This window comes from Micrococcus sp. Mcc89 (assembly GCF_024519795.1).
GTDB lineage: Bacteria > Actinomycetota > Actinomycetes > Actinomycetales > Micrococcaceae > Micrococcus > Micrococcus luteus.
The window spans coordinates 58,499-82,597 of sequence record NZ_JALJRI010000078.1 but is presented as its reverse complement, the minus strand read 5'-3'; the positions used below and the strand labels follow the sequence as shown (position 1 = coordinate 82,597).

Here is a 24,099-nt window from a genome sequence, read left to right as displayed (position 1 = left end):
CTCAGAACTGTCGGCGGGCACGCCCCGGCCGAGTGCGTCCCGTCTCCGACGCGGCTTCGACCTGCAAGGCGATCAGCTTTCGTGCGATCGGGGCTGGCAACACGGCAGCGGCACGCTCGACGACGGCGGAGCTGTACTGGATCGTGCGCTCCGTGCTCAGAGCGGCCACCGCCCGCACGGCGGCGCCCCACGGCCCGCCCGGGGCGCGGTCCCCGCCGAGTGCGTCCGCCCCGTGCTTGGCGATGAAGATCTGCCGGGCGGACCCGGAATGCAGAGCCCGGCGCGCCTTGGTGTAGGTGGTGACCGCCGCCGCGTGGTGACGGGTCTCCAGCTCCGGCCGGATCTCCACCGGGTACCCGGCGACGTGGAGGCGGTAGCCGAAGTCCACGTCCTCCCAGCCATAGCGGCGGTAGTCCGGGTCGTAGCCGCCGAGCTCCGCATGGAGGGTGCGGGGGACGGACACGTTGCCCGCCCAGTGCCGCCACTGCTGCTCTGCCGGAAGGGCATAGGCATGGCGACGGTGCGCTTCGTCCTGGGCGTCACCGTAGACGCGCTGATAGGCGGAGTCCGGGAGGACGTTGGCCGTCAATCCGATCACGCCGCCATGCCCGCCCGCGTGCGCGGCCACGTGGTCCCGGATGTAGTGCGGTCCGGGCTCGAGATCGTCGTCCGCGCGGATGAGGATGCGGCCGGACGTCGCGTCGGCACCGGCGTTGAGCGCAGCGACCCGTCCGCGGTTTTCCCGGAAGACGGTCCAGCTCAGGTCCAGCCCCGGGTGTTCCGCGGCCAACTGGGCGAGCACCGCTTCCGACCCGTCCACATCCCCGTCCACGACCACGTGGACCTCGAACGACGGGGCGTCCTCCTGCGCGGCGAGGGCGCCGATCAGGCGCGGCAGCCGCTGGGCGCCGCCCCGGCTGGGGACGACAACGCTGGCCTCGGGGGTCAGGGGCGTCTCGGTCATGAGTCCTCCGCGGGAGTCATTAGGGACAGGTCATCCAGGAGCTCGGCGACGGCGGCGCGGCCGGCCTCGGGGGAGAACAGCGACTCCCAGCGGCGCCGCTGGGAGTGGGCCACCTCGCCCAGATCGATCGCGCGCACGGCCCGCAGGCAGTCCGCGAGTGCGGCGGCGTCGCGCTGCGGAAAAACGAAGGGGTGATCGCTGCCGACCACCTCGGGAACGGCCCCCGCATCGGAGGCCACCACCGGAACGCCCGCCGCCATCGCCTCGGCCGTCACCAGGCCGAAGACCTCGGCCCACTGCGACGGCACGGCCAGCACGTCCACGGTGGCCAGGAACTCGCCGGTGTCCTGCCAGCCGAGCACCTGGACGTCCTCACCGGCTGCCTTCAGGGCGGTGGCGAGCCGGTCGGCCTCGTCCTCCGCCACGAATCGGCTCTCCCCCGCGATGCGGAACACGAAGGCACCCGGGTCGGTCTTCCGCAGCAGCGCGGCGGCCTCCAGCAGGGTGACGATGCCCTTGTCCTCGGACAGGCGGCCAAGGAAGCCCACGGTCACCGGCTCATCGGCACCGCGGGCCCGCCGTGTCTGCGGCGCCGTCGGGGCCGGAACCCAGTTGTGGAGCACGCGCGCCCCGCGGATGCGGTCCGCCGCGAATCGGGACGGCGCGAGGACCGCGAGCGCACCGGGACGCGCCAGGGCGGAGAACACCCGCAGAACCGGCTTCTCGGGCACCTGATGCAGGTGCACGATCCGGCGCGGCCGGCCGGCCAGCGCCGCGGCCGGCAGCAGCCCGTTGCACCAGACGACGTCGTCCTTGCCTCGGCCACGGTCCCAGGCCCGGAGAGCGCGCAGGTACCCCAGGCGTCCGGGCCCGCCCACGCGGACCACGTCGAAGCCGTCCGCGGCCAGACGATCGGCGGTCTCGGCCGGGTGCGCCGGGGCCACGACGCCCACGTCCCGACCGAGCTCTCGCAGGGCCGTGGCGAGGTGGTGCAGCATCACCTCGCCGCCACCCACTTCGCCCTGGTTTGCCAGGATCCAGATGCGACCGGTCATCGGGCCGGCTCCAGGGATCGGGGATGTCCGGTCCGCGCGTCCACGACGGAGCGGACGCGGGTCAACCCCCGCTTGGCCGCGCGGCCGAGGTGCTCCTCGCCGTACTTCTGCAGGGCCCAGGCGAGCACGGAGACCACGGCCAAGGCCACGAGCATGGCCATGTTCCGGCCTACGTATGGCCATAGAGCATGGATGACCAGATAACCGGGAATGACGTGGATGATGTACAGGGAGTAGCTGATCCGGCCGTAGAACTGGAAGGGCGGCGTTGTGAGGAGCCACGTCCTTCGTCGGAGGGCCACAGCAGTGAACAGGGTCGCTGCTGCCAGCACCCAGAGACCAAGGGTCATGTCGCGCAAGACGAAGGGGCTCACGACAGCCGATGCATAGGCTGCGGCCACCGCTCGTCGGTGGCGACCCGTCTCCCGTGCCAGGAACACCACCATGCCCAGGACGAACATGGGCGCATACTCGGCAACAGTGATGTTGTTGACGAGTTTGACCCACGTGGGGTCCCCCGCTGGGCGTGGCGCCGCGGCCTGTGAAGTCACAGCCACCACCGTCCAGGACAACACAGACCAACCCAGGCATGCCCACAGGACGAGACGGTCCGACAGGCGACACCGGCTGAGGATGAGGAGGGTCAAGACAAGTGCGTAGAACTGCATCTCGACCGCCAGGGTCCAGTAGACGTCGACCACATCGTCGACCAGCAACCATCGTTGGACCATCGTGAGGTTGACGATGATCTGCCCTGGACTCAGCGAGTACCCCGGCACCTGAACGAGGGCGAGGATCACCACGGCGAATGCAAGTGAGAGCCAGTACGGCGGGTACAGCCGGGCGGCTCGGGAGATGACGAAATCGCTGGGACGCGAGGCCCGGCGCGCGGTCATGAGGATCACGAAACCGCTGATCATGAAGAACAGCTGGACCCCCGTGCTACCCCAGACGAAGTCATGAAAAGCGGGGGGATCGTCGCGGTAGTGGAAATTGTGCGTACCGCCGAAGTGCGAGAACACCACGGCCAGCGCCGCGATCCCCCGAAGGCCGTCCAGCTCCCGGAACCGGGGCCCCGGCACTCGCTTCTCGGCCGGGGCCACCGAGGCCGCCCCCGGCTCGTTCGGGCTCGCCGCGGTCATCGGTGCCCGCCCTTCCCCACCCGGCGCCCGAGCACCTCGAGGGTCGCCTCGGCGGTCGCCCGGGCCATGGTCTCTACATCGTCCACGCGCACCTCGCCCGGGCCGTCGGCCGCGGCACGCATGACGGCGTCGGCGATGGCCGCCGGAGTGGTCTCGTGGGCCAGGCGCTCGGGGGGCAGGATCTCCCCGTTGCCGCCCACGTCCGTGGCGACGGCGGGCAGGCCCGCGGCCGCAGCGTCGAGCAGGGTGTAGCTGAGGTTCTCCCACGCGGAGAGCTGCACCAGCACGTCGTGCTCGGCCATGGTCTCCCACGGCTCCACGAAGCCGGGAAGGTCGACCGCCTCCGCGACACCGAGCGCCTCGGCCTGGGCGCGCAGCTCCCCCTCCAGGGGGCCAGCGCCGGCCAGCGTCAACCGCGTCCCGGGGTCCCGCTCCAGCAGGGCCGGCAGCGTGGCGATCAGCCGGTCGAGGTTCTTCTCGGGCGCCAGCCGGGACAGGGAGAGGATCCGCAGCCCCTCCCCCGGTGCGCGCCGCTGCCCCGCGGCCGCGGCCCGCACCGCAGGCACGTCCACGCCGTTGCGCACCACGGTGAGGGGCGCCCCCGCGCCCCATTTTCGGCGGAGCACGTCCGCGGTGGACTGTGCCACCGCGATCACGAGGTCCGTGCCGCGCAGCCGGGCGCGGTGCGCGGCGTTCTTCACCCGGGCCGCGGCGGCGCGGTTGTACAGCCCGTCGTCCGGGGCGATCCCGTGCTCGGTGCTGAGCAGCGCCAGCGCACCGGGCCACCGCAGGGCCCGCTCCGGAGCCAGCGCCGTGAAGGCCGCGAGGTCCGCGTAGGCCAGGTGCGTGTGGACCGCAGCCGGGCGCAGGGTGCGCACCGCCGTCCGGAGCGTCCGCACCGAGGCGGCCAGGCCGGCGTCGGGACCGACGTCCCCGGTGAACACCGCCGCCCCCTGCTCGCGCAGTCGCTCGGCGAGCGGCCCCTCGGGGCAGAGCACCGCCAGACGCAGGCCGGGCAGGCCCACGCGCGCGACGTCGAGGACGTGCCGGGCCACGCCGCCGAGGTCGGCGACCGGCACCACCCAGAGTGTCAGCGGGGCCGGAGTGGTCGTCGAGGCCTCGCTGATCACAGCCACTGCTCCAGGCGGTCCAGGGCCGTCCAGAAGCCCTCACCGTTGTTGATGTGGCCCTGCCAGATCTCCGGGATGAAGCTCACCCCGGGGGCCAGGCGGTCCAGCTGCTCGCACAGCACGGGCCAGTCGACGTCGCCCTCACCGATCTGCGGCCCCTCCCCGTCCACACCGGTGGCGTCCACGAGGTGCAGGTGGATGGTGTGCGGGGCCAGCTTCTCCACCATCTCCGAGAAGGGGATCCCCAGGAACGTGGCCGAGAGCTTGGAGTGCGAGATGTCCAGGCACAGGGGCACGCCCGTGGCCTCCACGAACGCCACGGTGTCGTTCGGGTCCATGAAGAGGTTGTGGTACTGCTGACCGCCCATCAGCCACGGGAACGGCGGCAGCGTCTGCGCGGCGATCCGGATGCCGGAGGTGTCCAGGCGCTGCACGGCCTCGGCGATGCGCTCGTACTTCGGCCGCCGCTCCTCCGGGCGGATGTGCCGGTCCAGGGTGAACCCGCCCATGGTGATGACCATGATGGGCTCCTCCTCGTTCGGGAACCAGCGCTTCAGGTCCCGGGTGATGTCGATCGTGCGCTGCACCTCGGCGATCGAGCGCTCCCACACGGCGTCGTCGTCGTTGGCCAGATCCACGAGGAAGTCACCGGAGAAGATGTCCGGCAGGTGCGTGGTGAAGCCCATCGGCATGGGCTCGCTGAACACCGAGTCGATGTCGATCTCGAGGTCCTTGTAGGAGAAGTGGAACTCCAGGAAGTCCGGGGTGCAGTCCTTCGTCAGCGCCTCGACGTCGTGGTAGCGCACCGGCAGGCCCCAGGGGCGCCGGAACTGGAACTGACGCCCGGTGGGCACCGAGTCCGTGAGGTCACCGGCGAAGAAGAAGTCGCCCTCGGCCATCTCGCGGTGCAGCGTGCGGCCGACCAGGCGCGGCAGCTCGTTGGGCTGCAGGCCGCGGCCCGGGGACTTCACGGTCACGTCGTCGGCGGTGATCGTGACGCCGGCCTGCAGCGGACGGGCCGCTACCAGGGACTTGGCCAGGTTGATGCGGTTCATCGCCTCGCCCGTGGAGACCACGCGCTCGGTCCCGACGCCGATCGACTCCTCGATGTCCCGGGTCTGCCGGACCATCTGCGCGAACTCCTCCGGCAGGAGGGAGACCTTGTGGTCGTTGCCCTCGAGCCCGCGGTCCACGGTGAAGTGCTTCTCGATGATCGCGGCGCCCCGGGCCACCGCGGCCAGGGCCACGTGGAAGCCGCGCTCGTGGCCCGAGTAGCCCACCGGCGTCTGCGCGATCTCCGCGAGCCGGTCCAGGTAGGCCAGATTCACGTCCTTGTAGGGGGCGGGGTACGTGGACTGGGCGTGCAGCATCGCGAAGGGGACGCCGAAGGAGCGCACGAGGGCCACCGACTCGCGGATCTCCTCCTCCCGGGACATGCCGGTGGAGAGCACCATCGGCAGCCCGGAGGCGGCCGCGTCCCGCAGCAGACCGTGGTTCGTCAGGTCCGCCGAGGCGATCTTCACGCCGTCCACCGGGTACTCGCGCAGCACCCGCATGGACGGGGCGTCCCACGGGGTGCACATCAGGGCGACGCCGGCCTCCCGGACGTGGTCGAACACCCGCACCATGTCCGCGGCGGAGAGCGAGAACTTGGCCAGCTCGTCCAGGGTGCGCTGGGCCCCCAGGTCCTCGCCGGCGGTGGCCGCACCGGACTGCCGGTACAGGGCGTCCATGTCCCGCAGCTGGAACTTCACCGCGTCCGCGCCCGCCTCGACGGCCAGGTCCACGAGACGGCGGGCCAGGTCCACGTCGCCCTGGTGGTTGTTGCCGATCTCGGCGATCAGGAACGCCGGGTGGCCCTCCCCGATCCGGTGCCCGCCGACCCGCAGCTCCGCCTCCCGGTTGATCGCCAGGGCCGTCAGGCGGCCGCGCTCGTCCAGCAGCGGCAGGTGCAGCGCCCCGGCGGGCAGGGCCTCGCGCATCTCGGCCGGGGAGGCGCCCAGGGGCGCCGTCGCCGGGTCGCGATGGGCGACGTCGGCCGCGGCCACGTTCAGCGACGCCTCCGGCTGCGCCACGAGCCAGCGGCGCACGTCCCCGTCCGTCAGGGAGCCGACGAGGAAGCCGTGGGAGTCCACCACGAACACGGTGCGCTCGCGGTTGTCGGTCATCTTCTGTAGGGCGGCCAGGAGCGAGTCCTCGGGGAAGACGAGGTAGGGGGTGAGCCTGCGTTCGATGATCACTGCGCGCCTCCGGGGGTGCGGTTCGGGCCGGTGGTGGGGGTCTCGGCGGTGCGCGGGGCACCGAGGTCGGGGCGGTGCTGGAGCACCTTCTGGACCGCCAGGTACTGGTCCATCTGCTGCTCGGCGAGGGCGAAGTCCAGCTCGGTGTCGATGTCCACGCCTTCGAGGTCGTCGAGCTCCAGCAGGCCGATCCGGCCGCCGAGCCGGTTGTGCAGCCGGTCGTAGACCCAGGGGCGTGTCACGTAGAGGGACCCGTTCTCGCGGAACCGCAGGTCGGTGCGCGTCATGTCCTGCCGGCGCTTGCGCGCCGTGACGTCGAAGTCCGGGATCGGCTCCCCGTCGGGATCCTCGGGATGGCGCCACAGGAACGGGGACACCGGGACGACGCCGACCAGCGAGTCCACCCCCGTGTCCCGGAACTGCCGCACGGCGCGGTCCAGGGTGCCGGGCAGGCGGAGCGGGCTGGTGGCCTGGAGGAGCATCACGCCCTCGGGCTCGACGCCGGCCGCGCGCTCGGCCGCGAGCACGTGCTCGATCACGGGCTCGGTGGGGGTCGAGTCCTGCGCCAGGTGGGCCGGGCGCAGGCCCGGCACGTCCGCGCCGTAGCGGAGGGCGACCTCGGCGATCTCGGCCGAGTCCGTGGAGACCACCACGTGCAGGTCCTCCTCCGCCTCGAGGGCGGCCTGGATGGTCCAGGCCACGAGCGGGTGGCCGCCGAGGAGGCGGATGTTCTTGCCGGGCAGCCCCCGGGACCCGCCGCGCACGGGGATGACGCACAGGATGCTCACGCGGACTCCCCTCCAAAGATGTCACGGGCGATGGCCCGCGCAGGCTCGATCACTGGGCGGACAGGAGCGGGAGTGCGCTTGGGCTGGTCGGCGGCCGGACGCCCTAGCACCCACGGCGCCATGCCGTAACGCTCCCAGAACTCGCTGAGCCAGGCGGGAGGGGTGGTGTGGTGCACCCAGCCACCGCGTCCCTGGGCTGCCGCTTCGAGGACACCCGTCGAGAACAGTGCGACGACGTCGGCTCCCATCTCAGGCAGAGGGCGTCCGCTGATCTCGAAGCGGGTGCCGCCGCGTTGCATGAGGCGGTGGGTGGCTCGGCTCAGCATGTCCCGTTCTGAAGGGTGTGGACGGTAGAGCACGTGCGGCTCGGCACGGAGGAACGCCAGCGTCTGCTGCGTGGCGGACCACCGACCCAGCTCTCGCCCGTGGAGCTGTCCCAGGAAGACCGTCGGACCCGGCTGGGCGGCCGGCGACTGGGGGTCCGCGGCTTCCCACAGCATCTGGGAGCCCACCACCCTGACGGTCCGCCCCGGGCGGCCACCGGTCCAGAAGGCCCCGTCCTCGTGCGAGAACGCGTACAGCGTCACCTCGTCAGGCAGAGGCGGCGCGAACGGTGTGAGCAGGCCGTGTTGCACGACGACGTATTCCACGCCCCGTGCCGCGGCCCACTCCAGGGCCAGCTCCCCGGCCCGCAGGTAGTGGCCGAGCGAAAGCACCGTGCCGACCGTGCCGTCGAGGGCGGACAGGTCGTCAGCAGAGGTGATCGACCGGTCTTCGACGGGGTCTCCGAGCATGGCCTGGACCGCAGGGACCAGGTGCTGAGGGCACAGGACCGCCACGTTGGCACGCGGCCCCAACGCCACCGGACGCAACCCGGCCGCGATGCCGGAGAGCGTCGCGGAGTCGAGAGCGGCGAGCACCGTCGGCGCCGTTCCGTAGAGAAGGAGACGCAAGGCCGGGTCGACGAGACGGCCGCGGCCGCGCACTGCAACGACAGCGCGCCGGAGCGCGGAGGGCCGTGCCCACCGACGCCAGTCCTCGAGGGAATCGGGATGGTTCAGGCCCACAGCACTTCCACCTCACGCATCCGGTGCACGAGGGTGTGTTCGGCCAGGGCCCGGCGTCGCCCTGCTTCGGCGATGCCGCGGGCCCACACCGGTTCGCGGATTGCCCGCTCCGCGTGCTCGGCCAATTCGTCGCCATCGGCGAACACCAGGACTTCTCTGCCCGGCTCGAAGTGCACGTCGACGTCCGCGCGGTCCACCAACTGGAGGGCGCCCACTCCACACGCTTCGAAGGTGCGCATCGTGAAGCCGTCCTGGTGACCGTGAATATTGAGAGTGGCCTCGCTGCCGGCCATCACCCCGTATGCCTCGTCACGCGCCAAGGTGCGTCCCGCAGGAACACCCGAGGGTCGCCAGTGACGCGACGCGAGCACATCCGCGGGATGCCTGGACCAATCCCGCCCATAGGCGCGCACAGGCATGCCGGCGGCGACGAGACCGGCCAGCAGGGCTTCGCGTTGCGGGTAACGGGCCCCGATGAATGTCACAGCGCCGGTCGGGCGCCGGTGGAACGCCAGCAGCGAGTCGTGGCCCAGCGGCAGGTGACGCACCGTACCCGCCGTCCCCGCCAGCGACGCCGCGTCGGCCGCACTATAGGTGGCGACGACGGGCATCGCGGCGAGCTGTTCGCGGGTATAGGCCATGCGGTCGATCTCGTCATAGAGCCAAGTCACCCGCGGGCCGTTCCACCGGTCAACGGCAGCCCACCAATCGTCCCCCAGACGATCGCCCTTCACCACCAGGAGCGCATCCGGGCGTTCACGATCCAGGACCGCGGCCGCACGCCGGCCCTCCCAGTCCGCCCAGCGTGCGGTCCACTTCCCCGGCAGGTCGTGCAGAGCCTTGTTGCGGACGCGCTCGGCCAGAGTGTCTGCCGCGTCGTACGCGTGCACGGAGACGCCATGGCCCAGGTGTTCCAGGGCGGCCCCCATGGCGGCCAGATAGCCGTGGAAACGAGGGCCGACGATGAGGACGCGCATGCTCAACTCTCCGCGAGCCCGCGCTCGGTCAGCTCTTCCAGTGCACGGTCCCACAGCCGCGGATCAGCGGCCTCCAAGTCCCACGAATGGGAGATGAAATCTGCGATGGCCTCCTGGGAGGTCAGACGCGGGCGCGGCATGCCCAGGCTCCATGCGTGTGTCATGTCCGCGCAGGCATGGTCGATGTCACCGGCGCGGTGGACCTCCACATGGGTGATCTCGACCTCTGGGCCGCGGCCCGCAGCTCGCGCGGTCTCGGCCAGCTCGTCCAGATCCATACGGACCCCTGTGCCGACGTTGGCGATCACGGGTTCTCCGCGGCGGGGGGCTTCTAGCGCCCAGACGATGGCCGCGGCGACGTCCGACACATGCACGAAGTCCCGCGTCGCCGTGCCGTCCCCGTAGACGGTGAGCGGCAGCCCCGCCTTGAGGCGGGCTAGGAACGCCGCCAGCACACCGGTGTAGGGGTTGTGAAGCGCCTGCCCCAAACCAACGACGTTCTGCGGGCGCAGAATGGCGAGGCGGCCGTCCGCGAGGGCGGTGCGGGCAATCTCCTCGGCCTCGGACTTGGTCTCGCCGTACACGGAGAGGGGCACGTGCGGCTGGTCTTCGCCCGAGGGCACGAACAGGCCGTCCGGGCCGAAATCCCTGCCGTCCGAGGACGCCAGCGGCGACGTGGCCACGAGGCCCTCGCCGTACACGGCGCGAGAGCTCAAGAACACGAGAGGAAGTCCTCGCGAGGCGGCGAACTCGGCCGCGAGCCGCGTTCCCTCCACATTGACGCGTCGGTAGCGGTCCTGCTCGTACATCGACTGAGCCGTCCCGGTCTCCGCCGCCAGGTGGATGACACCTCCGACCTCCGGCAGATCTGCCCAGGACGCCGGATCGCTCACGTCGCGGCGAAGGACGTCCCCGGGGAACCGCGCGACCGCCCCTTCAGGATCGGCATGCACCTGCTGCTCGAGTGTGTCAAGCGCGACCACCTCGTCACCGCGTCGTGTCAGCGCCCGCGCCACGTACTGACCGATGAAACCCGCCCCACCGGTGATGAGGTAGTTCGTCACGACTGCTGCTCCTCTCCGATCGCTGGGGTGTGCTCGACACCGTTCTTGAGGATCTTCGCAGGGACACCCGCGACGATCGCTCCGGCAGGGACATCCTTCGTGACGACGGACCTCGCTCCGACCACAGCGCCTGCTCCCACTGTGACTCCTCCGAGAATCGTGGCGCCCTGGCCGACGAAGACGTCATCACCGATCACGATCGGTGCGCCAGGCGTGACCGCCATCCCTGCCGACGGGTCGTGTCCTCCGTTCCCAATGTGAACGTCGTCTGTCACCATGACGCCTCGCCCAAGGACCACTGAACCGACTGCGTGGAGATGCACCCTGTGGCCCAAATAGACACGATCCCCGATGCGTAGATCCCCGCGTTGCTCCGCCGCAAGCCAGACTCCGGGGTGGAAAGCGCAATGTGCTCCCACTGAGATGCGCTCAGCACCCTGGACTTTCAATGGGCCCACCATCACGCTGCCCCGGCCCCAGTCGCGGAACGCTCGGCGGTACAGCGTCGCAGACAGCACCTGCCCGCGTTTCCATGCGAGCCGGGGTGGCAACTCCACGAGGCGAGAGGCGAATGTCATCGGTGGTTCCCCTTCCAGACCAGCGCGTGCTCGTCCCGGAGCACGGCGCGGGCGTCCACGTCCACACCCCGGGCCTGCCGGAGCACGTTCACGGCGAAGTTCGCCCCGGTGGCCGCGGTGAGCGCGGCCTTGAGGACCCGGGGGTGACCGAACTTCCGGGCGTAGCGGTACCGGGAGTCCACCAGCCAGCCGCGCCGGCGCAGCGGATCGGAGGATCCGCCGGATGCGTGCGGCACACGGACGGCCGGCACCACGATCGACGGCACACCGTGCTCGCGCAGGCGGCGCTGCAGATCGACCTCCTCGGAGTTCATGAAGTACTCCTCGTCGAACCCGCCGACGGCGCGGACCTGCGCCATCGGCAGGAGCAGCACGGCGCCCATCACCCAGTCGACCGCCACGGGCGAGACGGACCGGGCCGCCGCGACGTCGTGCCCCACGGCCTCGTGGAGCACGTCCAGGTGGCGGAAGCGGGCCAGCGGGGTCAGCCACTCGACGGTCTGGTGCAGCACCGTGGGGAAGTGCCGCCCGGACCACTGCGGCGTGCCGTCCCCGTTGACGACCTGCGGACTGACCACGGCCGGCTGGTACGGAGCGGCCGCAACCACCAGCGCGTCGATCTGCGCCCCCGTGATCTCCGCGTCCGAGTTGAGGACCAGGGCCAGCTCGGTGGTGACCGCGGCCAGGCCGGTGTTCACGTTCGCCCCGAACCCGCCATTGCGCTCGCGGCGCACCACGGTCAGACGCGGATCGTGCGCCTCGGGGTACGGGGTGGGCGAGGCGTCGTCCGAGACCACGACGGCGGCCAGCGCGTCTCCGGGATCGCTCAGCAGGCGGTCGACGAGGGCGAGGGTGGGGGCCGGATCGCCGTAGTGCGGGATCACCACGGTCACCGCCGCCGTGGGCGACTGGGCTGCCATGCGGGCTCCTCCCTCAGCTCGGATGGAGGGCGCACCCAGCGCCCGAGAACCTGTGACGAGTATAGAGAGCGTCTGGCGAGGACCCGTGTCATCCGGTGGGGCGGCCTCGTGGCCGTCGACACGGTGCTCGGTACACTGACCGGACAACCACGGGATGGAAGGGGTGAGCCATGCCCGGCACCCAGGGGGAGGACGAAGCCACGCGCGAGACGACCGCGTTGCGCATCGGCGCCGGACTCGATGCTGTGACGGTCAGCGGCCTCACGGGAGACGAGCGGGCGGAGGTGATCGAGTCCTGGGCCCGATGCGGTGTGGAGGCCGTGGAGCCGCCGGCCCGCGCGGATGCGCACCGCGACGCCGACCCCGCGCGTCCGTGGCTCCAGTGGCACGAGGACCTGGTGTTCCTGGCGACCTCGCAGGCGATCGAGTCCGCCCGCGGCACCCACCTGATGTTCCATGCCGCGTGCCTCGCCGCACCGGACACCGGGGAGGCGATCGTCCTGGTGGCGGCGTCCGGGACGGGCAAGACGACGGCCACGCGCCGGCTGGGACCCCATTTCGACTATCTCACCGACGAGACGGCGATCATCGCCCCGGACGGCCTGGCCGTCACCCCGTACCCCAAGCCGCTGTCCGTGCTGGAGGCACGCGGAGTGCGGCCGAAGACCCAGCGAGGCCCGGACGACCTGGGTCTCGGTCCGACCCTCCCCGACGCCCGGCTGGCCCGGATCGCCGTGCTGGACCGCGTGCGGGATCCGGCAGGACCGGTGGCGCCGCGGGCGGAGGCCATGGAACTCGTGGCCGCGCTCAAGGAGCTCGTCCCCCAGACGTCCTCCCTCTCCCTGCTCCCCCGCGGCCTCGTGACGCTCTGCCGCGTCCTCGACGCGCTCGGCGGCGCCCAACGCCTGGTCTACGCCGAAGCCGAGGACCTGCGGGACGTCGTCGACGGCCTGCTGGCGACCCCGCCCACGCCCGTCACCCCCACCTGGGAGGCACTCACCGTCCAAGAGCTTTCGGCCTCCGGCGGAGCGGCGGCCCCGGGCGCGGTGTCCCGCTGCGCCGTCGACGACGGCATCCTGACCGACCACGGCCGCCTGGTCCTGCTCGCCTCGGACCGCCTGGTCGTGCTCGAAGGTCTGGGCCCGTCCGTCTGGCTCCTGCTGGACGAGCCGCGGACGGCCGCCGACGTGGTGGCCTGCCTCCGCACCGAAGGACCCGTGCCCGAGGACGCCGAGGCCCGGGTGCAGGAGGCGATGGACGCCCTGATCGCCGTGCAGCTGGCCACGGCCGGCTGAGCCGGCCCGGCCCGGAGACGGCCGGCGCCCAGGGCCCGCCCCCTCAGGAGATCAGTGCCCGCCCCAGTGCGTGGGCGGCCACACCGTCACGAAGACCTCGCCCACGATGTCCTCGCGGGTGACGAAGCGGGCGCAGTCCCCGGCCTGGTCGGCGGGGATGCCGCGGCACGCGATCACGGAGTCGGCCGAGTTCGAGCGGTGGTCGCCGAGCACGAGCATCGAGTCCTCCGGCACGGTGACCGGGCCGAAGCAGCGCGCGGACATCACCTCGGACTCGCAGTCCAGCTCGTCCCGGAGGAACGGCAGGTCGTTGTGGATGTACGGCTCGTCCAGGGGCTCCCCGTCCACCGTCACGGCGCCCGCGGCGGTGCAGCACTCCACGGTCTGCCCCGCGGTGCCGATCACGCGCTTGACCAGCGCCTGCTCGTGCGAGCGGCCGATGCCGGTGAGGTCGCCGAACGTGCGGACGGCGTTCTCCACGGCCCCCTCCGACGACGCCGGGGTGGCCCAGTCCTCGTTGGCCGTGAAGACCACCACGTCCTGGGAGTCGGCCATCCCGTCCGGGTAGGCGGTGCGGTTGACCAGAATGCGGTCCCCCACCTCGAGGGTGTTCTCCATCGAGCCGGACGGCACCGAGTACACCTTCACCCACAGGGCCTGCACCACGGCGACGACCGCGATGGCGACCACCACGTTCAGCAGCAGGGAGGCCCAGAACGGCAGGCGCGGACGGTGAGGCTGCCCCGCGGCGCCCGCCCCGCCGTCGACGTCGTCCCCGGGGACCGGCTCGACGCGCTCGGCCATGGTCAGGCGACGCCGTCGAACAGGCTGGTGACCGAGCCGTCCTCGAAGACCTCGCGGATCGCGCGGGCGATCAGCGGGGCGATCGAGAGCACCGTGAGGGTCTCGAAGCGCTTCTCCTCCGGGATGGGCAGGGTGTTGGTCACCACGACCTCACGGGCACCGCACTCGCCGAGACGCTGGGCGGCCGGGTCCGAGAACACCGGGTGCGTGGCGGCGATGATGACGTCCTTGGCGCCGGCGTCCTTGAGGATCTGCACGGCGCCGGCGATGGTGCCGCCGGTGTCGATCATGTCGTCGATCAGCACGCAGACGCGGCCCTCGACGTCCCCGACCACGGTCTTGGACTCGGCCTTGTTCGGAACGGTGAGGTCCCGGCTCTTGTGCACGAAGCCCAGCGGCACGCCGCCCAGGCGGTCCGCCCACTGCTCCGCCACGCGCACGCGACCGGTGTCCGGGGAGACCACCGTGACCTCCTCGCCCTCCACGCTGGAGCGGATGTGGTCCGCCAGCAGCGGGATGGCGAACAGGTGGTCCACCGGGCCGTCGAAGAAGCCCTGGATCTGGGCGGTGTGCAGGTCCACGCTCATCACACGGGAGGCGCCGGCGGTCTTGTACAGGTCCGCCACGAGACGGGCCGAGATCGGCTCGCGACCGCGGCCCTTCTTGTCCTGGCGGGCGTACGGGTAGAACGGCGAGACCACCGTGATGCGGCGGGCGGAGGCGCGCTTCATGGAGTCCACCATGATCAGCTGCTCCATGAGGTGGTTGTTCAGCGGCGCCGGGTGCGACTGGATGATGAACACGTCCTTGCCGCGCACCGACTCACCCGACCGCACGTAGATCTCGCCGTTGGCGAAGTCGTAGGCGCTCATGGGGAGCAGCTCGGTGCCCAGCTCCTCGGCGATCTCCTGCGCGAGCTCGGGGTGGGCGCGGCCCGTGGCCAGCACCAGTCGCTTGTCCTCGCTGCGGCTCAGCTCCGTCATGACGTCCTCAACATCCTTCGTGGTCTCGCGTTCCAGGACCGACGGCGTCCGGCGTCGGTGTCGGCCGCCCGGGGCGGCCCGGTCCTCGCACCCATCCTAGGGCGCGAGGGATCAGCCCTCGGCGTCCGCGACCGTCGCCCCGGCCGCCACAGCGGCCTGCGCGGACGTGCTGCCGGGGCGCTTGGCGGGCACCCAGCCCTCGATGGTGCGCTGCGCCACGGCGTTCAGCGCCAGGGCGCCGGCCGGGACGTCGTCGCGGACCACCGCGCCGGCACCGGTGTAGGCGCCGTCGCCCACCGAGACCGGGGCCGTGAACACCGTGTTCGAGCCGGTGCGCACGTGGGCCCCGATCACGGTGCGGTGCTTGGCGACGCCGTCGTAGTTGGCGGTGATGTTGCCGCAGCCGATGTTGGTGTACTCGCCGATCTCGGCGTCCCCGGCGTAGCCCAGGTGGGAGAGCTTGGCGCCGCGGCCCACGGTCACGTTCTTGGTCTCGTAGAACGCGCCGATCTTGCCGTCCTCCCCCAGCACCGTGCCCGGGCGCAGGTAGGTGAACGGGCCGACGGTCGCGCCCGCGCCGATCACGGCCTCCGTGGCGTCGGTGCGCTTCACCACGGCGCCCTCCCCCACCTGCGTGTCCGTGAGGGTGGAGTCCGGGCCGACGACGGCGCCCGTGGCCACCGACGTCGCCCCATGCAGCTGGGTGCCGGGCTTGAGCGTGACGTCCGAGGCGAGGGAGACGGTGACGTCCACCCACGTGGAAGACGGGTCCACGACCGTGACACCCTCCTTCATCCAGCCGCGCAGCACACGGTCGTTGAGCTGGCGGCCCAGGTCGGAGAGCTGCCGGCGGTCATTGGCGCCCTCGACCTCCCACACGTCGTCCGTGCCCACGGAGGCGACGCGGCCGCCCTCGGCGCGGGCCATGCCGAGCACGTCCGTGAGGTACTTCTCACCCTGCACGTTGTCCGTGGAGATCTCCGGCAGGGTGCGGCGCAGCAGGGCGGCGTCGAAGGCGTAGATGCCGGAGTTGACCTCGCGGATCGCCACGAAGGAGTCGTCCCCCGTGGACTCGGCGTGGGCGAGGGCGTCCTTGTGCTCCATGATCCGCTCCACGAGGCCGTCGTCGTCGCGGACGATGCGGCCGTAGCCCGTGGCGTCCTCGAGGGTGGCGGTGAGCACGGTGACGGCGTTGCCGCCCGCCTCGTGGTCCGCGACGAGGCGGGCGAGGGTCTCCGGGGTCAGCAGCGGGACGTCGCCGTAGGTCACCACGACGGTGCCCTCCAGGTCCGCGGGCAGGGCGGCCAGGCCCAGCTCGACGGCGCGGCCGGTGCCCGGCACGTCGTCCTGGTCGGCGATCGCCAGCGCGTCGATGCCCAGCTGGTCCGCCACCGTCTCGATGTGCTCGGCCACGCGGGCCCGCTCGTGCCGGACCACGGCCACGAGGTGCTCCGGCGCGAGCGACCAGGCCGCCGCGAGCGCGTGGCCCACGAGGGAGCGCCCCCCGATCGCATGCATGATCTTCGGCGTCGTCGACTTCATGCGGGTGCCCTGGCCCGCGGCCAGGACGATCACGGCGGAGGGACGGGCGGACGGCTGGGACATGGGGACTCCTGCACCGGTGGGGGTCAGCGGACGGGGGTTCCGCCCCTAGGATTCGAACCTAGACCGCACGGCTCCAAAGGCCGGCGTGCTGCCATTACACCAGGGCGGAGCGCCGGACCCCAGGGGGCGGCGACGACGGCCCATTCTTCCACACAGGTCGCGCGGATCCGGGGTCAATAGGCGCCGTCGGCGGCGATCACGGCCTTGACGGTCCGGCCCAGGATCACGAGGTCGCCCAGGATGGACCAGTTCTCCACGTAGTAGAGGTCCAGGCGGACCGCCTCCTCCCACGGGAGGTCGGAGCGGCCGGAGACCTGCCACAGGCCCGTGATGCCGGGCTGCACCAGGAAGCGGCGGTGCACGTACTGCCCGTAGGCTTCGACCTCGTGCGGCAGGTGGGGCCGCGGACCCACGAGGGACATGTCCCCCCGCAGCACGTTCACGAGCTGGGGCAGCTCGTCGATGCTGGTGCGGCGGATGAGCCTGCCGACCCGGGTGATGCGCGGGTCGTCCTTCATCTTGAACAGCACGTCCGCATCCCCGCCGTCCGAGACGAGCCGCTGCCGGATCTCCTCGGCGTCCACCACCATGGAACGGAACTTGAGCATGGTGAACGGCCTGCCGCCGAGACCGATGCGCTCCTGCCGGAACAGCACCGGCCCGCCGTCCGTGGCCTTGACCGCGATCGCGACGGCGATCAGCAGCGGCGAGATGGCGATCAGGCCCAGCCCCGACGCGACGACGTCGAACGCCCGCTTGGCGAACGCCTTGCCCTCGGAGAGGCGCGGGGTGGAGAGGTGGATGAGCGGCAGGCCCGCGAGGGGCTGCGTGTGGAGGCGGGGTCCGGCGACGTCCACGAGGGCGGGCGCCATGATCAGGGAGACGCCGCGCTCCTGCAGCTCCCAGCCCAGTCGGCGGACGTCCCCGGGGACGAACGAGTGGCCCGAGGTGATCACCACGGCTTCGACGTCGCGCACCTCCACGAGGGCGACCACGTCCTCCACGGTGTCCAGGTCCGTGGAGACCGGTATCGGGAGGTAGTCCTCCTGCCGGGCCTTGTATCCGGGGAGGGCCGCCGCCACGGGGGCATAGCCGGCGCCGGCCTCGGAGTCGAGGGTCTGGAAGATGTGCCGGACCGCCTTCGGGCCGCCGACGAGCAGGAGCCGCCGCCGGAACCTGCCGTGGTGGCGCTGCCGCGCCACCCACCCGCGCACAAGGAACCGGCCCAGCAGGAGCAGGAGCACGCCCAGCGGCAGAGCCAGGCCCACGTAGCCGCGCGCCACTTCGAGACCTGCCGCATAGGCGAGGATCGCGACGGTGCCGAAGAGGTAGAGGGTGCCCTGCAGAACCCGCTTGTACTCCTCGCTGCCCACCCCCAGGATCCGGATGTCCCGCGAGCCCTGGATGGTCAGCGCGAGCACCCAGGCCGCGCTCAGCGCGAGGCTGATGACGCTGTAGTCGACGAGTGCGGCACCGGGGAGGGTGGTGCGCCGCGGTCCGCCGAAGCGGAGCTGGGCCGAGACGAAGGTGGCGAGCAGGACCGCGACCACGTCCACGATGAGGACGAGCAGCGGAAGGCCCCGCTCCCAGGGCCGGCCCAGGACACGGCCGCAGGCAGTCGAGCCCATGCGGAGCGCGGTCGACTCATCACCGGGACTCCCGATCACGCTCTGCTCCTCCGTCCTGACGCGGGGGATGGTCCACGTCGTGGGGGTCGGGCATGGTGCTGTGCCCCGGCCCCCGATTGTAGGCCGGAAACAGCCTTCAGCTGTGCCACCTGCCACACGCTCCTGTGCACGCCCGCCGGTCAGTCCCCTTCGGCGAGTTCAGCGGCCTGCAGCCACTCCTCCTCCAGGACGCCCAGCTGCGCGTCGAGGTCCTTCAGGTCGGCGGAGGCCGCGGTGAGGGCGTCGAAGTCCTGCGCCTGCCCCAGCTCGGCCATCCGCGCCTCGAGGCCGGACCTCCGCTCCCGGAGCCGGGTCATCTGCTTCTCGAGCCGGGCCATCTCCTTGCGGGCCAGCCGACGCTCCGCCTCGGTGGGCCCGGTGTCCTCCTCCGGCCCGCCCATGCCCGCGCACGTCCCGACGACGTCGTTGCGGCCTCGGGCCGCGCCGGCTCCCCGGGCCGGGCCGCCGGCGTCGTCCATCGCGGCGCGCAGCTCGAGGTACTGGTCCACCCCGCCCGGCAGGCCGCGGACCTTGCCGTCCCCGAGCAGGGCGACCTGGTGGTCGGTGACGCGCTCGAGCAGGTAACGGTCATGGGAGACCACCACGAGGGTCCCCGGCCACCCGTCCAGCACGTCCTCGACGGCGGCCAGGGTGTCCGTGTCCAGGTCGTTGGTCGGCTCGTCGAGCATGAGGACGTTGGGCTCGCCCACGAGCAGGCGCAGCAGCTGCAGGCGCCGGCGCTCGCCGCCCGAGAGCTCGGAGACCTGAGTCCACTGCCGGGAGGTGCCGAAGCCGAGCATCTCGAGCAGCTGGCCGGAGGACATCTCGCGGTCACCGACCTGGAAGGACGAGCCTTCGCGGGCCATGACTTCGGCGACGCGCAGGTGGGCGACGTCGTCGAGCTCCTTCACGTCCTGGGTGAGGGTGGCCGAGACCACCGTCTTGCCGCGCTTCACCCGCCCCGAGTCCGGGGCGATGCGGCCGTCGAGCAGGCGCAGCAGGGTCGACTTGCCGGCACCGTTGACGCCGACCACGCCGAGCCGCTCGCCGGGTGCCAGGCGCAGGGTGACGTCGTCGAGGATCGGCTTCTCCCCCAGCGTCAGGCTCACGTGCTCGAGGTCGAGGACGTCCTTGCCCAGCCGGGCCGTGGCCATCTTCGCCAGGGACACCGAGTCGCGCGGGGCGGGGACGTCCTCGATGATGGCGTTGGCCGCCTCGATGCGGAACTTCGGCTTCGACGTGCGTGCCGGGGCGCCACGGCGCAGCCAGGCGAGCTCCTTCTTCACGAGCTGCTGACGCTTCTGCTCCGTCACCGCCGCCTGCCGGGAGCGCTCCGCGCGCGCGAGCACCCACGCCGCGTAGCCGCCGTCGAACGGGTCCACCGTGGCGTCGTGCACCTCCCACGTGCGCGTGCAGACCTCGTCGAGGAACCACCGGTCGTGGGTGACCACCACGAGGCCGCCGTCGGTGGGGCGCCAGCGCTGCTTCAGGTGGCGGGCGAGCCACGCGACGCCCTCGACGTCCAGGTGGTTGGTGGGCTCGTCGAGGAAGAGGACGTCGTCGTCCCCGGCGAGCAGACGGGCCAGGGCCACGCGACGGCGCTGGCCGCCGGAGAGGCCCCGCACGGACTGCTCCAGGTCGAAGCCGTCGAGGAGACCGCCCAGGACGTCCCGGACCTTGGGGTCTGAGGCCCACACGTGGTCGTCCACGTCCCCGACCACGGCCTGACGCACGGTGTGCTCCGGGTCGAGCCGGTCCTGCTGGTCCAGCACGCCCACGCGGACGCCGCCGCGGCGGGTGACGCGGCCCGTGTCGGGTTCCTGGAGGCCGGCGAGGATGCGCATGAGCGTGGACTTGCCGTCGCCGTTGCGGCCCACGAGTCCGATCCGGTCCCCCTCATCCACACCGAGGGAGAGGCCCTCGAGGACGGTGCGGGTGCCGAAGGCGATGCCGATGTTCTCGGCGCCGAGCAGGTGGGCCATGGAGGGAGTGGTCCTTTCCGGACGGAGGAGGGGTGGTCGGGTGCGGCGGGGTGCGCCGCCGGGTGTCACAGCACGTGGGCGCCGGGCACGGGGCCGTGCACGGGGAGGGCGCGCACGCCCGTGCGCTCCTCGATGGCCGAGGCCAGCCGCAGCGCGGAGGCCTCGTCCTGCGCCACGAAGAGCAGGGTGGGGCCGGAGCCGGAGACCATGCCGCGCAGCGCGCCTTCGTCCATACCGAGGTCGAGGACGTCCGAGAGCTCGGGGAACAGGACGACGGCCGGGGTCTGCAGGTCGTTGTCCATGGCGGTGGCGAGTTCGAGCGGGTCGGCCGCGGTGAGGGCCCGCAGGACGGCCTCGTTCACCTCCGGGCGCGTCGGCCCGTCGGGCAGGTGACCCTCCCGGCGCAGCTCGTCCAGGGTCTGGAACACCACGGGGGTGGACAGCCCGGCGTCCGCCGGGACGAGGACGAGGTGCACCGGGGTGCGGGCCGCGACGGGGGTCAACTCCGCCCCGGTCCCGAGCCCGACGGCGGCACCGCCCAGCACGCTGAAGGGCACGTCCGCGCCCAGCGGGGCGGCCAGCTCGGCGAGCTCGGCGCGGGTGTGCCCGGTCTCCCACAGGGCGCTGCACGCGAGCAGCGCGGCGGCCGCGTCGGCGGAGCCGCCGCCCATGCCGCCCGCGACCGGGACCTGCTTGGCGACCTCGAGGTGGACGCCGTGGGTGTCAGGATCGAGCCCGAGGGTGCGCCGCAGGTGCGCGGCGGCGCGGTGCGCGAGGTTGCGCTCGTCCCAGGGCACGTCCTGGGTGTCCACCAGACTGATGTGGCGGCCCGACGGGCCGACGGTGATCCTCCCGTCCGTGCGCGTGATCGCCGTGACGGTCTCCCGCAGGCTGACGGCCAGGTACACGGTGGCCACGGGGTGGTAACCGTCCGCCCCGGGTGGTCCCACCCGCAGGGACAGGTTCACCTTGCCGGGGGCGCTGACCGTGACGTGCCGGGCCGTGGGGTCGAGGCCGAGGTCCTCCGTCGTCATGCGCCCACCTCCTCCGCCGCGCGCCGCGGGCCGTGCTCGGCGATCCGCGCGAAGGCCGCGATGTCCAGGGCCTCGCCGCGGGCGCGTGGGTCCACGCCGGCGGCCACCAGGGCGTCCTCCGCCGCCTGCGGCGACCCCGCCCAGGAGGCGAGCGCGGCGCGCAGGGTCTTGCGGCGCTGGGCGAAGGCGGCGTCCACCACGGCGAAGACCTCCCGGCGGGACGTGCTGCCCGCCGGCGGCTCGCGCCGGGTGAAGGCGACCAGCCCGGAGTGGATGCGCGGAGCGGGCCAGAACACCTGGGTGCCGATGGTGCCCGCCTTGCGCACGTCCGCATACCACGCCGCCTTGGCGGACGGGACGCCGTAGACCTTGGAGCCGGCCCCGGCCGCGAGACGGTCCGCGACCTCCTCCTGCACCATCACCAGGCCGTGCCGCAGCCCCGGCAGGACCGCGAGCGCGTGCAGCAGCACGGGCACGGCCACGTTGTAGGGCAGGTTCGCCACGAGCGCGGTGGGGCCGCCGGCCGCGGCAGCGGGCCGGACCTCGGCCAGTGCCTGCTCGCTCAGCGTCATGGCGTCCGCGTGCAGCACGGCGAGGGCGTCCTCGGCCCCGGGGCGGAACTCGGCGGCGGTGCGCGGCAGGCGGGCGGCGGTGACCGGGTCGATCTCGACGGCGGTGACGGCGGCGGCCGCGTCCAGCAGGCCGAGGGTGAGCGAGCCCAGCCCGGGGCCGATCTCGAGCACGTGCTCGTCCGCGGTCACGTCCGCGGCCTGCACGATGCGCCGGATCGTGTTCGGGTCGATCACGAAGTTCTGGCCCCACTGCTTGGTGGGACGCAGGTCCAGCTCGGCGGCGATGCGCCGCACGTCCGCGGCGCTCAGCAGCGGGGCGGGGGCGGGGTGCGGGGAGGGCTGGACCATGCCCGCGAGTCTATCGGGGCGCCGGACGGGGTAGCCGGGACGCAGCGGCGCGGGCTCCGCTCAGGTGGAGAGGTCACCGAGCCGGACGAGCTCGCGGAACTCGGGGCTCGTCTCCTGCAGCCCGGCGAACGTGCCCTGGCCGATGATCCGCCCCTGGTCCATCAGCACGATCTGATCGCAGCGCTTGACCGTGGAGAGACGATGGGCGACCACGATGACCGTGATCCGACCGCGCAGCGACTCGATCACCTCGGTGACCCGGCGTTCCGTGAGATTGTCGAGGGCCGACGTCGCCTCGTCGAGCACGAGGAGGCGGGGCCGCCGGAAGAGCGCGCGCGCGATGCCCAGGCGCTGGCGCTGGCCGCCGGAGACGCCCACGGCCCCTTCGCCGATCACGGTGTCCAGGCCGTCGGGGAGCTCGTCCAGCCACTGCCCCAGCTGGGCTTCGCGCAGCACGCGCTCCACCTCGGCCCGGTCCGCCGTCTGGGCGGCCTCGACGTCCAGGAGCACGTTGTGCAGCACCGTCCCGTTGACCACGGTGACGGACTGCGGGACGAACGCCACGTTGTCCCACCACCCCCGCGGGTTGGCCTCGAGCTCCACCCCGTCCACGTAGACCCCACCGCGCTGGGCGTGGTGGAAGCCGATGACCAGGTCCACCAGGGTGGTCTTGCCGGCACCGCTGCCGCCCACGAAGGCGTACGAGGAGCCGAAGGGGATGCGCAGGTCGATGTCGCGCAGGACCGGCTCGGCCTTGCCGGGGTAGGTGAAGGACGCGTCCCGCACCTCGATGGACTCCTCGAACGTGACGCGCTCGTAGGGCCGGTCCGCCGCGTGCAGGACCGGCTGCGCGGCGGCGAGCTCCGCCGTCGTGCGCTCGAAGGCCGGCCAGGAGGTGCGGATCTCGTTGGTTGTGGCCATGAGCGCGGCCATGGACGGCAGCACACGGAAGCCGGCCATCGCGAGCAGGGCGAGCGAGCCGAACGCCTCCCCGCCGCGGCCCTGGATGAAGGCCACGGCCACGAGCGCCGCGATGGCGGCCACGAAGGCGACCTCGAGCACGTAGCGCGGCATCATCGTGAGGATCATCTTGAGCCGCGTGGCTTCCGCGCTCTCCGCGCGGGCGGCCCGGTACTCCTCCATGAAGGCCGAGTCGTTGCCGCGGATCTTCACGTCCTTGTAGTTCTCCAGGCCCTGCAGCGCCGCCGTGTTGGCCCGCTCCCCCGCGGTCACCAGGGTCCAGCCCAGGCGGGAGGCCGGGCGGCGGATCACGGTCTTGATCACCCAGGCGACGGCGAGGAAGTACAGGGCCATCCCGAGCCCCGTCAGCGGCATGGAGACGCCCACCACGATCGCCACCGCGACGAGCGTCACGGCCTCCGTGAGGAACGTGACGGACGCGTTCACCACGCCCGTGTACGCCATGCTGGAGGTGCCGGTGACGTTGTTGACCAGGGTGCCGACCGTGCGCGTCAGGTGCAGGCCGTAGTCGGCCCGGAGGTAGTAGCGCAGCAGCGTGGCGGACGTGCGGATGAGGTTCTGGTTGGTGAACCCCATGGTCCACCAGCGGAACGCGAGCACCAGGATCGCCTTGAGCAGGAAGGCCACCACGATCACGACGGCGAAGGCCACCGTCTGCTCCGGCACCGTCACGGCCCCGAACCGGGCCAGCAGCCCTTCGAGCGCCGGGGAGCCCAGCTCACCTGAGGTCAGCAGGCTGACCAGCGGGATGATCGAGGCGAGCGCCACCATCTCGAGGCCGGCCACGAGGACGGACCCGAGGACCACGAACACGAGGCGGATCCGCATGGGGCGGTCCACCAGGTACTGCGTTCCCTCGGGCAGCCGGGCTTTGAGGAGTCGGGTCAGCACGTCGCTCATCCT

At 72.1% G+C, this 24,099-nt stretch carries 20 protein-coding genes and 1 tRNA gene; 1 reads left to right on the top strand and 20 read right to left on the bottom strand.

The genetic code is table 11. The features are described from left to right. Position 1: 1 nt before the first annotated feature. The 11 genes from NR072_RS08095 to NR072_RS08045 form a co-directional block, all read right to left on the bottom strand. A complete protein-coding gene (locus NR072_RS08095) occupies positions 2–964 on the bottom strand; it encodes a glycosyltransferase family 2 protein (protein WP_256836805.1) in 963 nt (320 codons plus the stop codon). Further along, positions 961–2,019 carry a glycosyltransferase family 4 protein gene (locus tag NR072_RS08090; protein WP_256836804.1) on the bottom strand — a complete coding sequence of 353 codons (1,059 nt, stop codon included), beginning with the start codon at positions 2,017–2,019 and terminating at the stop codon, positions 961–963. The genes NR072_RS08095 and NR072_RS08090 overlap by 4 nt, the downstream gene beginning before the upstream one ends. Then, complete coding sequence (locus NR072_RS08085; protein WP_242934152.1) at positions 2,016–3,161, bottom strand: acyltransferase; 1,146 nt, start codon at positions 3,159–3,161, stop codon at positions 2,016–2,018. Before NR072_RS08085 ends, NR072_RS08090 begins: the two co-directional genes overlap by 4 nt. Then, positions 3,158–4,297, bottom strand: coding sequence for a glycosyltransferase (locus NR072_RS08080; protein ID WP_256836801.1), 1,140 nt, complete (start codon positions 4,295–4,297; stop codon positions 3,158–3,160). Before NR072_RS08080 ends, NR072_RS08085 begins: the two co-directional genes overlap by 4 nt. Next, complete coding sequence (locus tag NR072_RS08075; RefSeq protein ID WP_256836800.1) at positions 4,288–6,531, bottom strand: N-acetylneuraminate synthase family protein; 2,244 nt, start codon at positions 6,529–6,531, stop codon at positions 4,288–4,290. The genes NR072_RS08080 and NR072_RS08075 overlap by 10 nt, the downstream gene beginning before the upstream one ends. After that, complete coding sequence (locus NR072_RS08070; RefSeq protein WP_136940081.1) at positions 6,528–7,319, bottom strand: cytidylyltransferase domain-containing protein; 792 nt, start codon at positions 7,317–7,319, stop codon at positions 6,528–6,530. Before NR072_RS08070 ends, NR072_RS08075 begins: the two co-directional genes overlap by 4 nt. Then, a complete protein-coding gene (locus tag NR072_RS08065; RefSeq protein ID WP_256836797.1) occupies positions 7,316–8,239 on the bottom strand; it encodes an RNA-binding protein in 924 nt (307 codons plus the stop codon). Before NR072_RS08065 ends, NR072_RS08070 begins: the two co-directional genes overlap by 4 nt. A 137-nt stretch (positions 8,240–8,376) precedes the next feature. Next, positions 8,377–9,363 carry a glycosyltransferase gene (locus NR072_RS08060; RefSeq protein WP_041104559.1) on the bottom strand — a complete coding sequence of 329 codons (987 nt, stop codon included), beginning with the start codon at positions 9,361–9,363 and terminating at the stop codon, positions 8,377–8,379. A gap of 2 nt (positions 9,364–9,365) precedes the next feature. Next, the gene (locus tag NR072_RS08055; RefSeq protein WP_256836794.1) at positions 9,366–10,427 is read right to left on the bottom strand and encodes an NAD-dependent epimerase/dehydratase family protein; all 1,062 of its coding nucleotides are present in this window, start codon (positions 10,425–10,427) and stop codon (positions 9,366–9,368) included. Beyond that, positions 10,424–10,705: a DapH/DapD/GlmU-related protein gene (locus NR072_RS08050; RefSeq protein ID WP_306230972.1), complete on the bottom strand. Its 282-nt coding sequence runs from the start codon at positions 10,703–10,705 to the stop codon at positions 10,424–10,426. The genes NR072_RS08055 and NR072_RS08050 overlap by 4 nt, the downstream gene beginning before the upstream one ends. A gap of 296 nt (positions 10,706–11,001) precedes the next feature. Further along, positions 11,002–11,925: a glycosyltransferase family 2 protein gene (locus NR072_RS08045; protein WP_136940077.1), complete on the bottom strand. Its 924-nt coding sequence runs from the start codon at positions 11,923–11,925 to the stop codon at positions 11,002–11,004. A gap of 170 nt (positions 11,926–12,095) precedes the next feature. On the opposite strand from NR072_RS08045, the gene NR072_RS08040 reads away from it, so the two are divergent. Continuing rightward, positions 12,096–13,220: a PqqD family peptide modification chaperone gene (locus NR072_RS08040; RefSeq protein WP_256836791.1), complete on the top strand. Its 1,125-nt coding sequence runs from the start codon at positions 12,096–12,098 to the stop codon at positions 13,218–13,220. A gap of 51 nt (positions 13,221–13,271) precedes the next feature. Here NR072_RS08040 and lepB read toward each other — a convergent pair whose 3' ends face one another. The 9 genes from lepB to NR072_RS07995 form a co-directional block, all read right to left on the bottom strand. After that, positions 13,272–14,024: a signal peptidase I gene (gene lepB / locus NR072_RS08035; protein WP_256836789.1), complete on the bottom strand. Its 753-nt coding sequence runs from the start codon at positions 14,022–14,024 to the stop codon at positions 13,272–13,274. Between the two features lie 2 nt (positions 14,025–14,026). Then, positions 14,027–15,007 (bottom strand): ribose-phosphate diphosphokinase, encoded by a 981-nt coding sequence (locus NR072_RS08030; RefSeq protein WP_036340441.1) that lies wholly within the window; start codon positions 15,005–15,007, stop codon positions 14,027–14,029. A 111-nt stretch (positions 15,008–15,118) separates the two neighbouring features. Then, positions 15,119–16,612 (bottom strand): bifunctional UDP-N-acetylglucosamine diphosphorylase/glucosamine-1-phosphate N-acetyltransferase GlmU, encoded by a 1,494-nt coding sequence (glmU, locus tag NR072_RS08025; RefSeq protein ID WP_256836786.1) that lies wholly within the window; start codon positions 16,610–16,612, stop codon positions 15,119–15,121. A gap of 37 nt (positions 16,613–16,649) precedes the next feature. After that, a tRNA-Gln gene (locus NR072_RS08020) sits at positions 16,650–16,721 on the bottom strand. Positions 16,722–16,785: 64 nt separating this feature from the next. Further along, a complete protein-coding gene (locus tag NR072_RS08015; RefSeq protein WP_256836785.1) occupies positions 16,786–18,279 on the bottom strand; it encodes a sugar transferase in 1,494 nt (497 codons plus the stop codon). A 140-nt stretch (positions 18,280–18,419) separates the two neighbouring features. Beyond that, a complete protein-coding gene (locus NR072_RS08010) occupies positions 18,420–20,261 on the bottom strand; it encodes an ABC-F family ATP-binding cassette domain-containing protein (RefSeq protein WP_256836784.1) in 1,842 nt (613 codons plus the stop codon). A gap of 65 nt (positions 20,262–20,326) precedes the next feature. Beyond that, positions 20,327–21,295: a 4-(cytidine 5'-diphospho)-2-C-methyl-D-erythritol kinase gene (locus tag NR072_RS08005; protein ID WP_256836783.1), complete on the bottom strand. Its 969-nt coding sequence runs from the start codon at positions 21,293–21,295 to the stop codon at positions 20,327–20,329. After that, positions 21,292–22,215: a 16S rRNA (adenine(1518)-N(6)/adenine(1519)-N(6))-dimethyltransferase RsmA gene (gene rsmA, locus NR072_RS08000; RefSeq protein ID WP_256836781.1), complete on the bottom strand. Its 924-nt coding sequence runs from the start codon at positions 22,213–22,215 to the stop codon at positions 21,292–21,294. Before rsmA ends, NR072_RS08005 begins: the two co-directional genes overlap by 4 nt. 60 nt (positions 22,216–22,275) lie before the next feature. Beyond that, positions 22,276–24,096 carry an ABC transporter ATP-binding protein gene (locus NR072_RS07995; protein WP_256836780.1) on the bottom strand — a complete coding sequence of 607 codons (1,821 nt, stop codon included), beginning with the start codon at positions 24,094–24,096 and terminating at the stop codon, positions 22,276–22,278. Positions 24,097–24,099: the final 3 nt, after the last annotated feature.

What these genes read in the sequence shown, in the direction of transcription:
- rsmA (WP_256836781.1), bottom strand. Translation starts at nt 22,215, where the DNA reads ATGGTCCAGCCCTCCCCGCACCCCGCCCCCGCCCCGCTGCTGAGCGCC.
- NR072_RS08045 (WP_136940077.1), bottom strand. Translation starts at nt 11,925, where the DNA reads ATGGCAGCCCAGTCGCCCACGGCGGCGGTGACCGTGGTGATCCCGCAC.
- glmU (WP_256836786.1), bottom strand. Translation starts at nt 16,612, where the DNA reads ATGTCCCAGCCGTCCGCCCGTCCCTCCGCCGTGATCGTCCTGGCCGCG.
- NR072_RS08005 (WP_256836783.1), bottom strand. Translation starts at nt 21,295, where the DNA reads ATGACGACGGAGGACCTCGGCCTCGACCCCACGGCCCGGCACGTCACG.
- NR072_RS08060 (WP_041104559.1), bottom strand. Translation starts at nt 9,363, where the DNA reads ATGCGCGTCCTCATCGTCGGCCCTCGTTTCCACGGCTATCTGGCCGCC.
- NR072_RS07995 (WP_256836780.1), bottom strand. Translation starts at nt 24,096, where the DNA reads ATGAGCGACGTGCTGACCCGACTCCTCAAAGCCCGGCTGCCCGAGGGA.
- NR072_RS08010 (WP_256836784.1), bottom strand. Translation starts at nt 20,261, where the DNA reads ATGGCCCACCTGCTCGGCGCCGAGAACATCGGCATCGCCTTCGGCACC.
- NR072_RS08095 (WP_256836805.1), bottom strand. Translation starts at nt 964, where the DNA reads ATGACCGAGACGCCCCTGACCCCCGAGGCCAGCGTTGTCGTCCCCAGC.
- lepB (WP_256836789.1), bottom strand. Translation starts at nt 14,024, where the DNA reads ATGGCCGAGCGCGTCGAGCCGGTCCCCGGGGACGACGTCGACGGCGGG.
- NR072_RS08040 (WP_256836791.1), top strand. Translation starts at nt 12,096, where the DNA reads ATGCCCGGCACCCAGGGGGAGGACGAAGCCACGCGCGAGACGACCGCG.
- NR072_RS08050 (WP_306230972.1), bottom strand. Translation starts at nt 10,705, where the DNA reads ATGGTGACAGACGACGTTCACATTGGGAACGGAGGACACGACCCGTCG.
- NR072_RS08085 (WP_242934152.1), bottom strand. Translation starts at nt 3,161, where the DNA reads ATGACCGCGGCGAGCCCGAACGAGCCGGGGGCGGCCTCGGTGGCCCCG.
- NR072_RS08090 (WP_256836804.1), bottom strand. Translation starts at nt 2,019, where the DNA reads ATGACCGGTCGCATCTGGATCCTGGCAAACCAGGGCGAAGTGGGTGGC.
- NR072_RS08030 (WP_036340441.1), bottom strand. Translation starts at nt 15,007, where the DNA reads ATGACGGAGCTGAGCCGCAGCGAGGACAAGCGACTGGTGCTGGCCACG.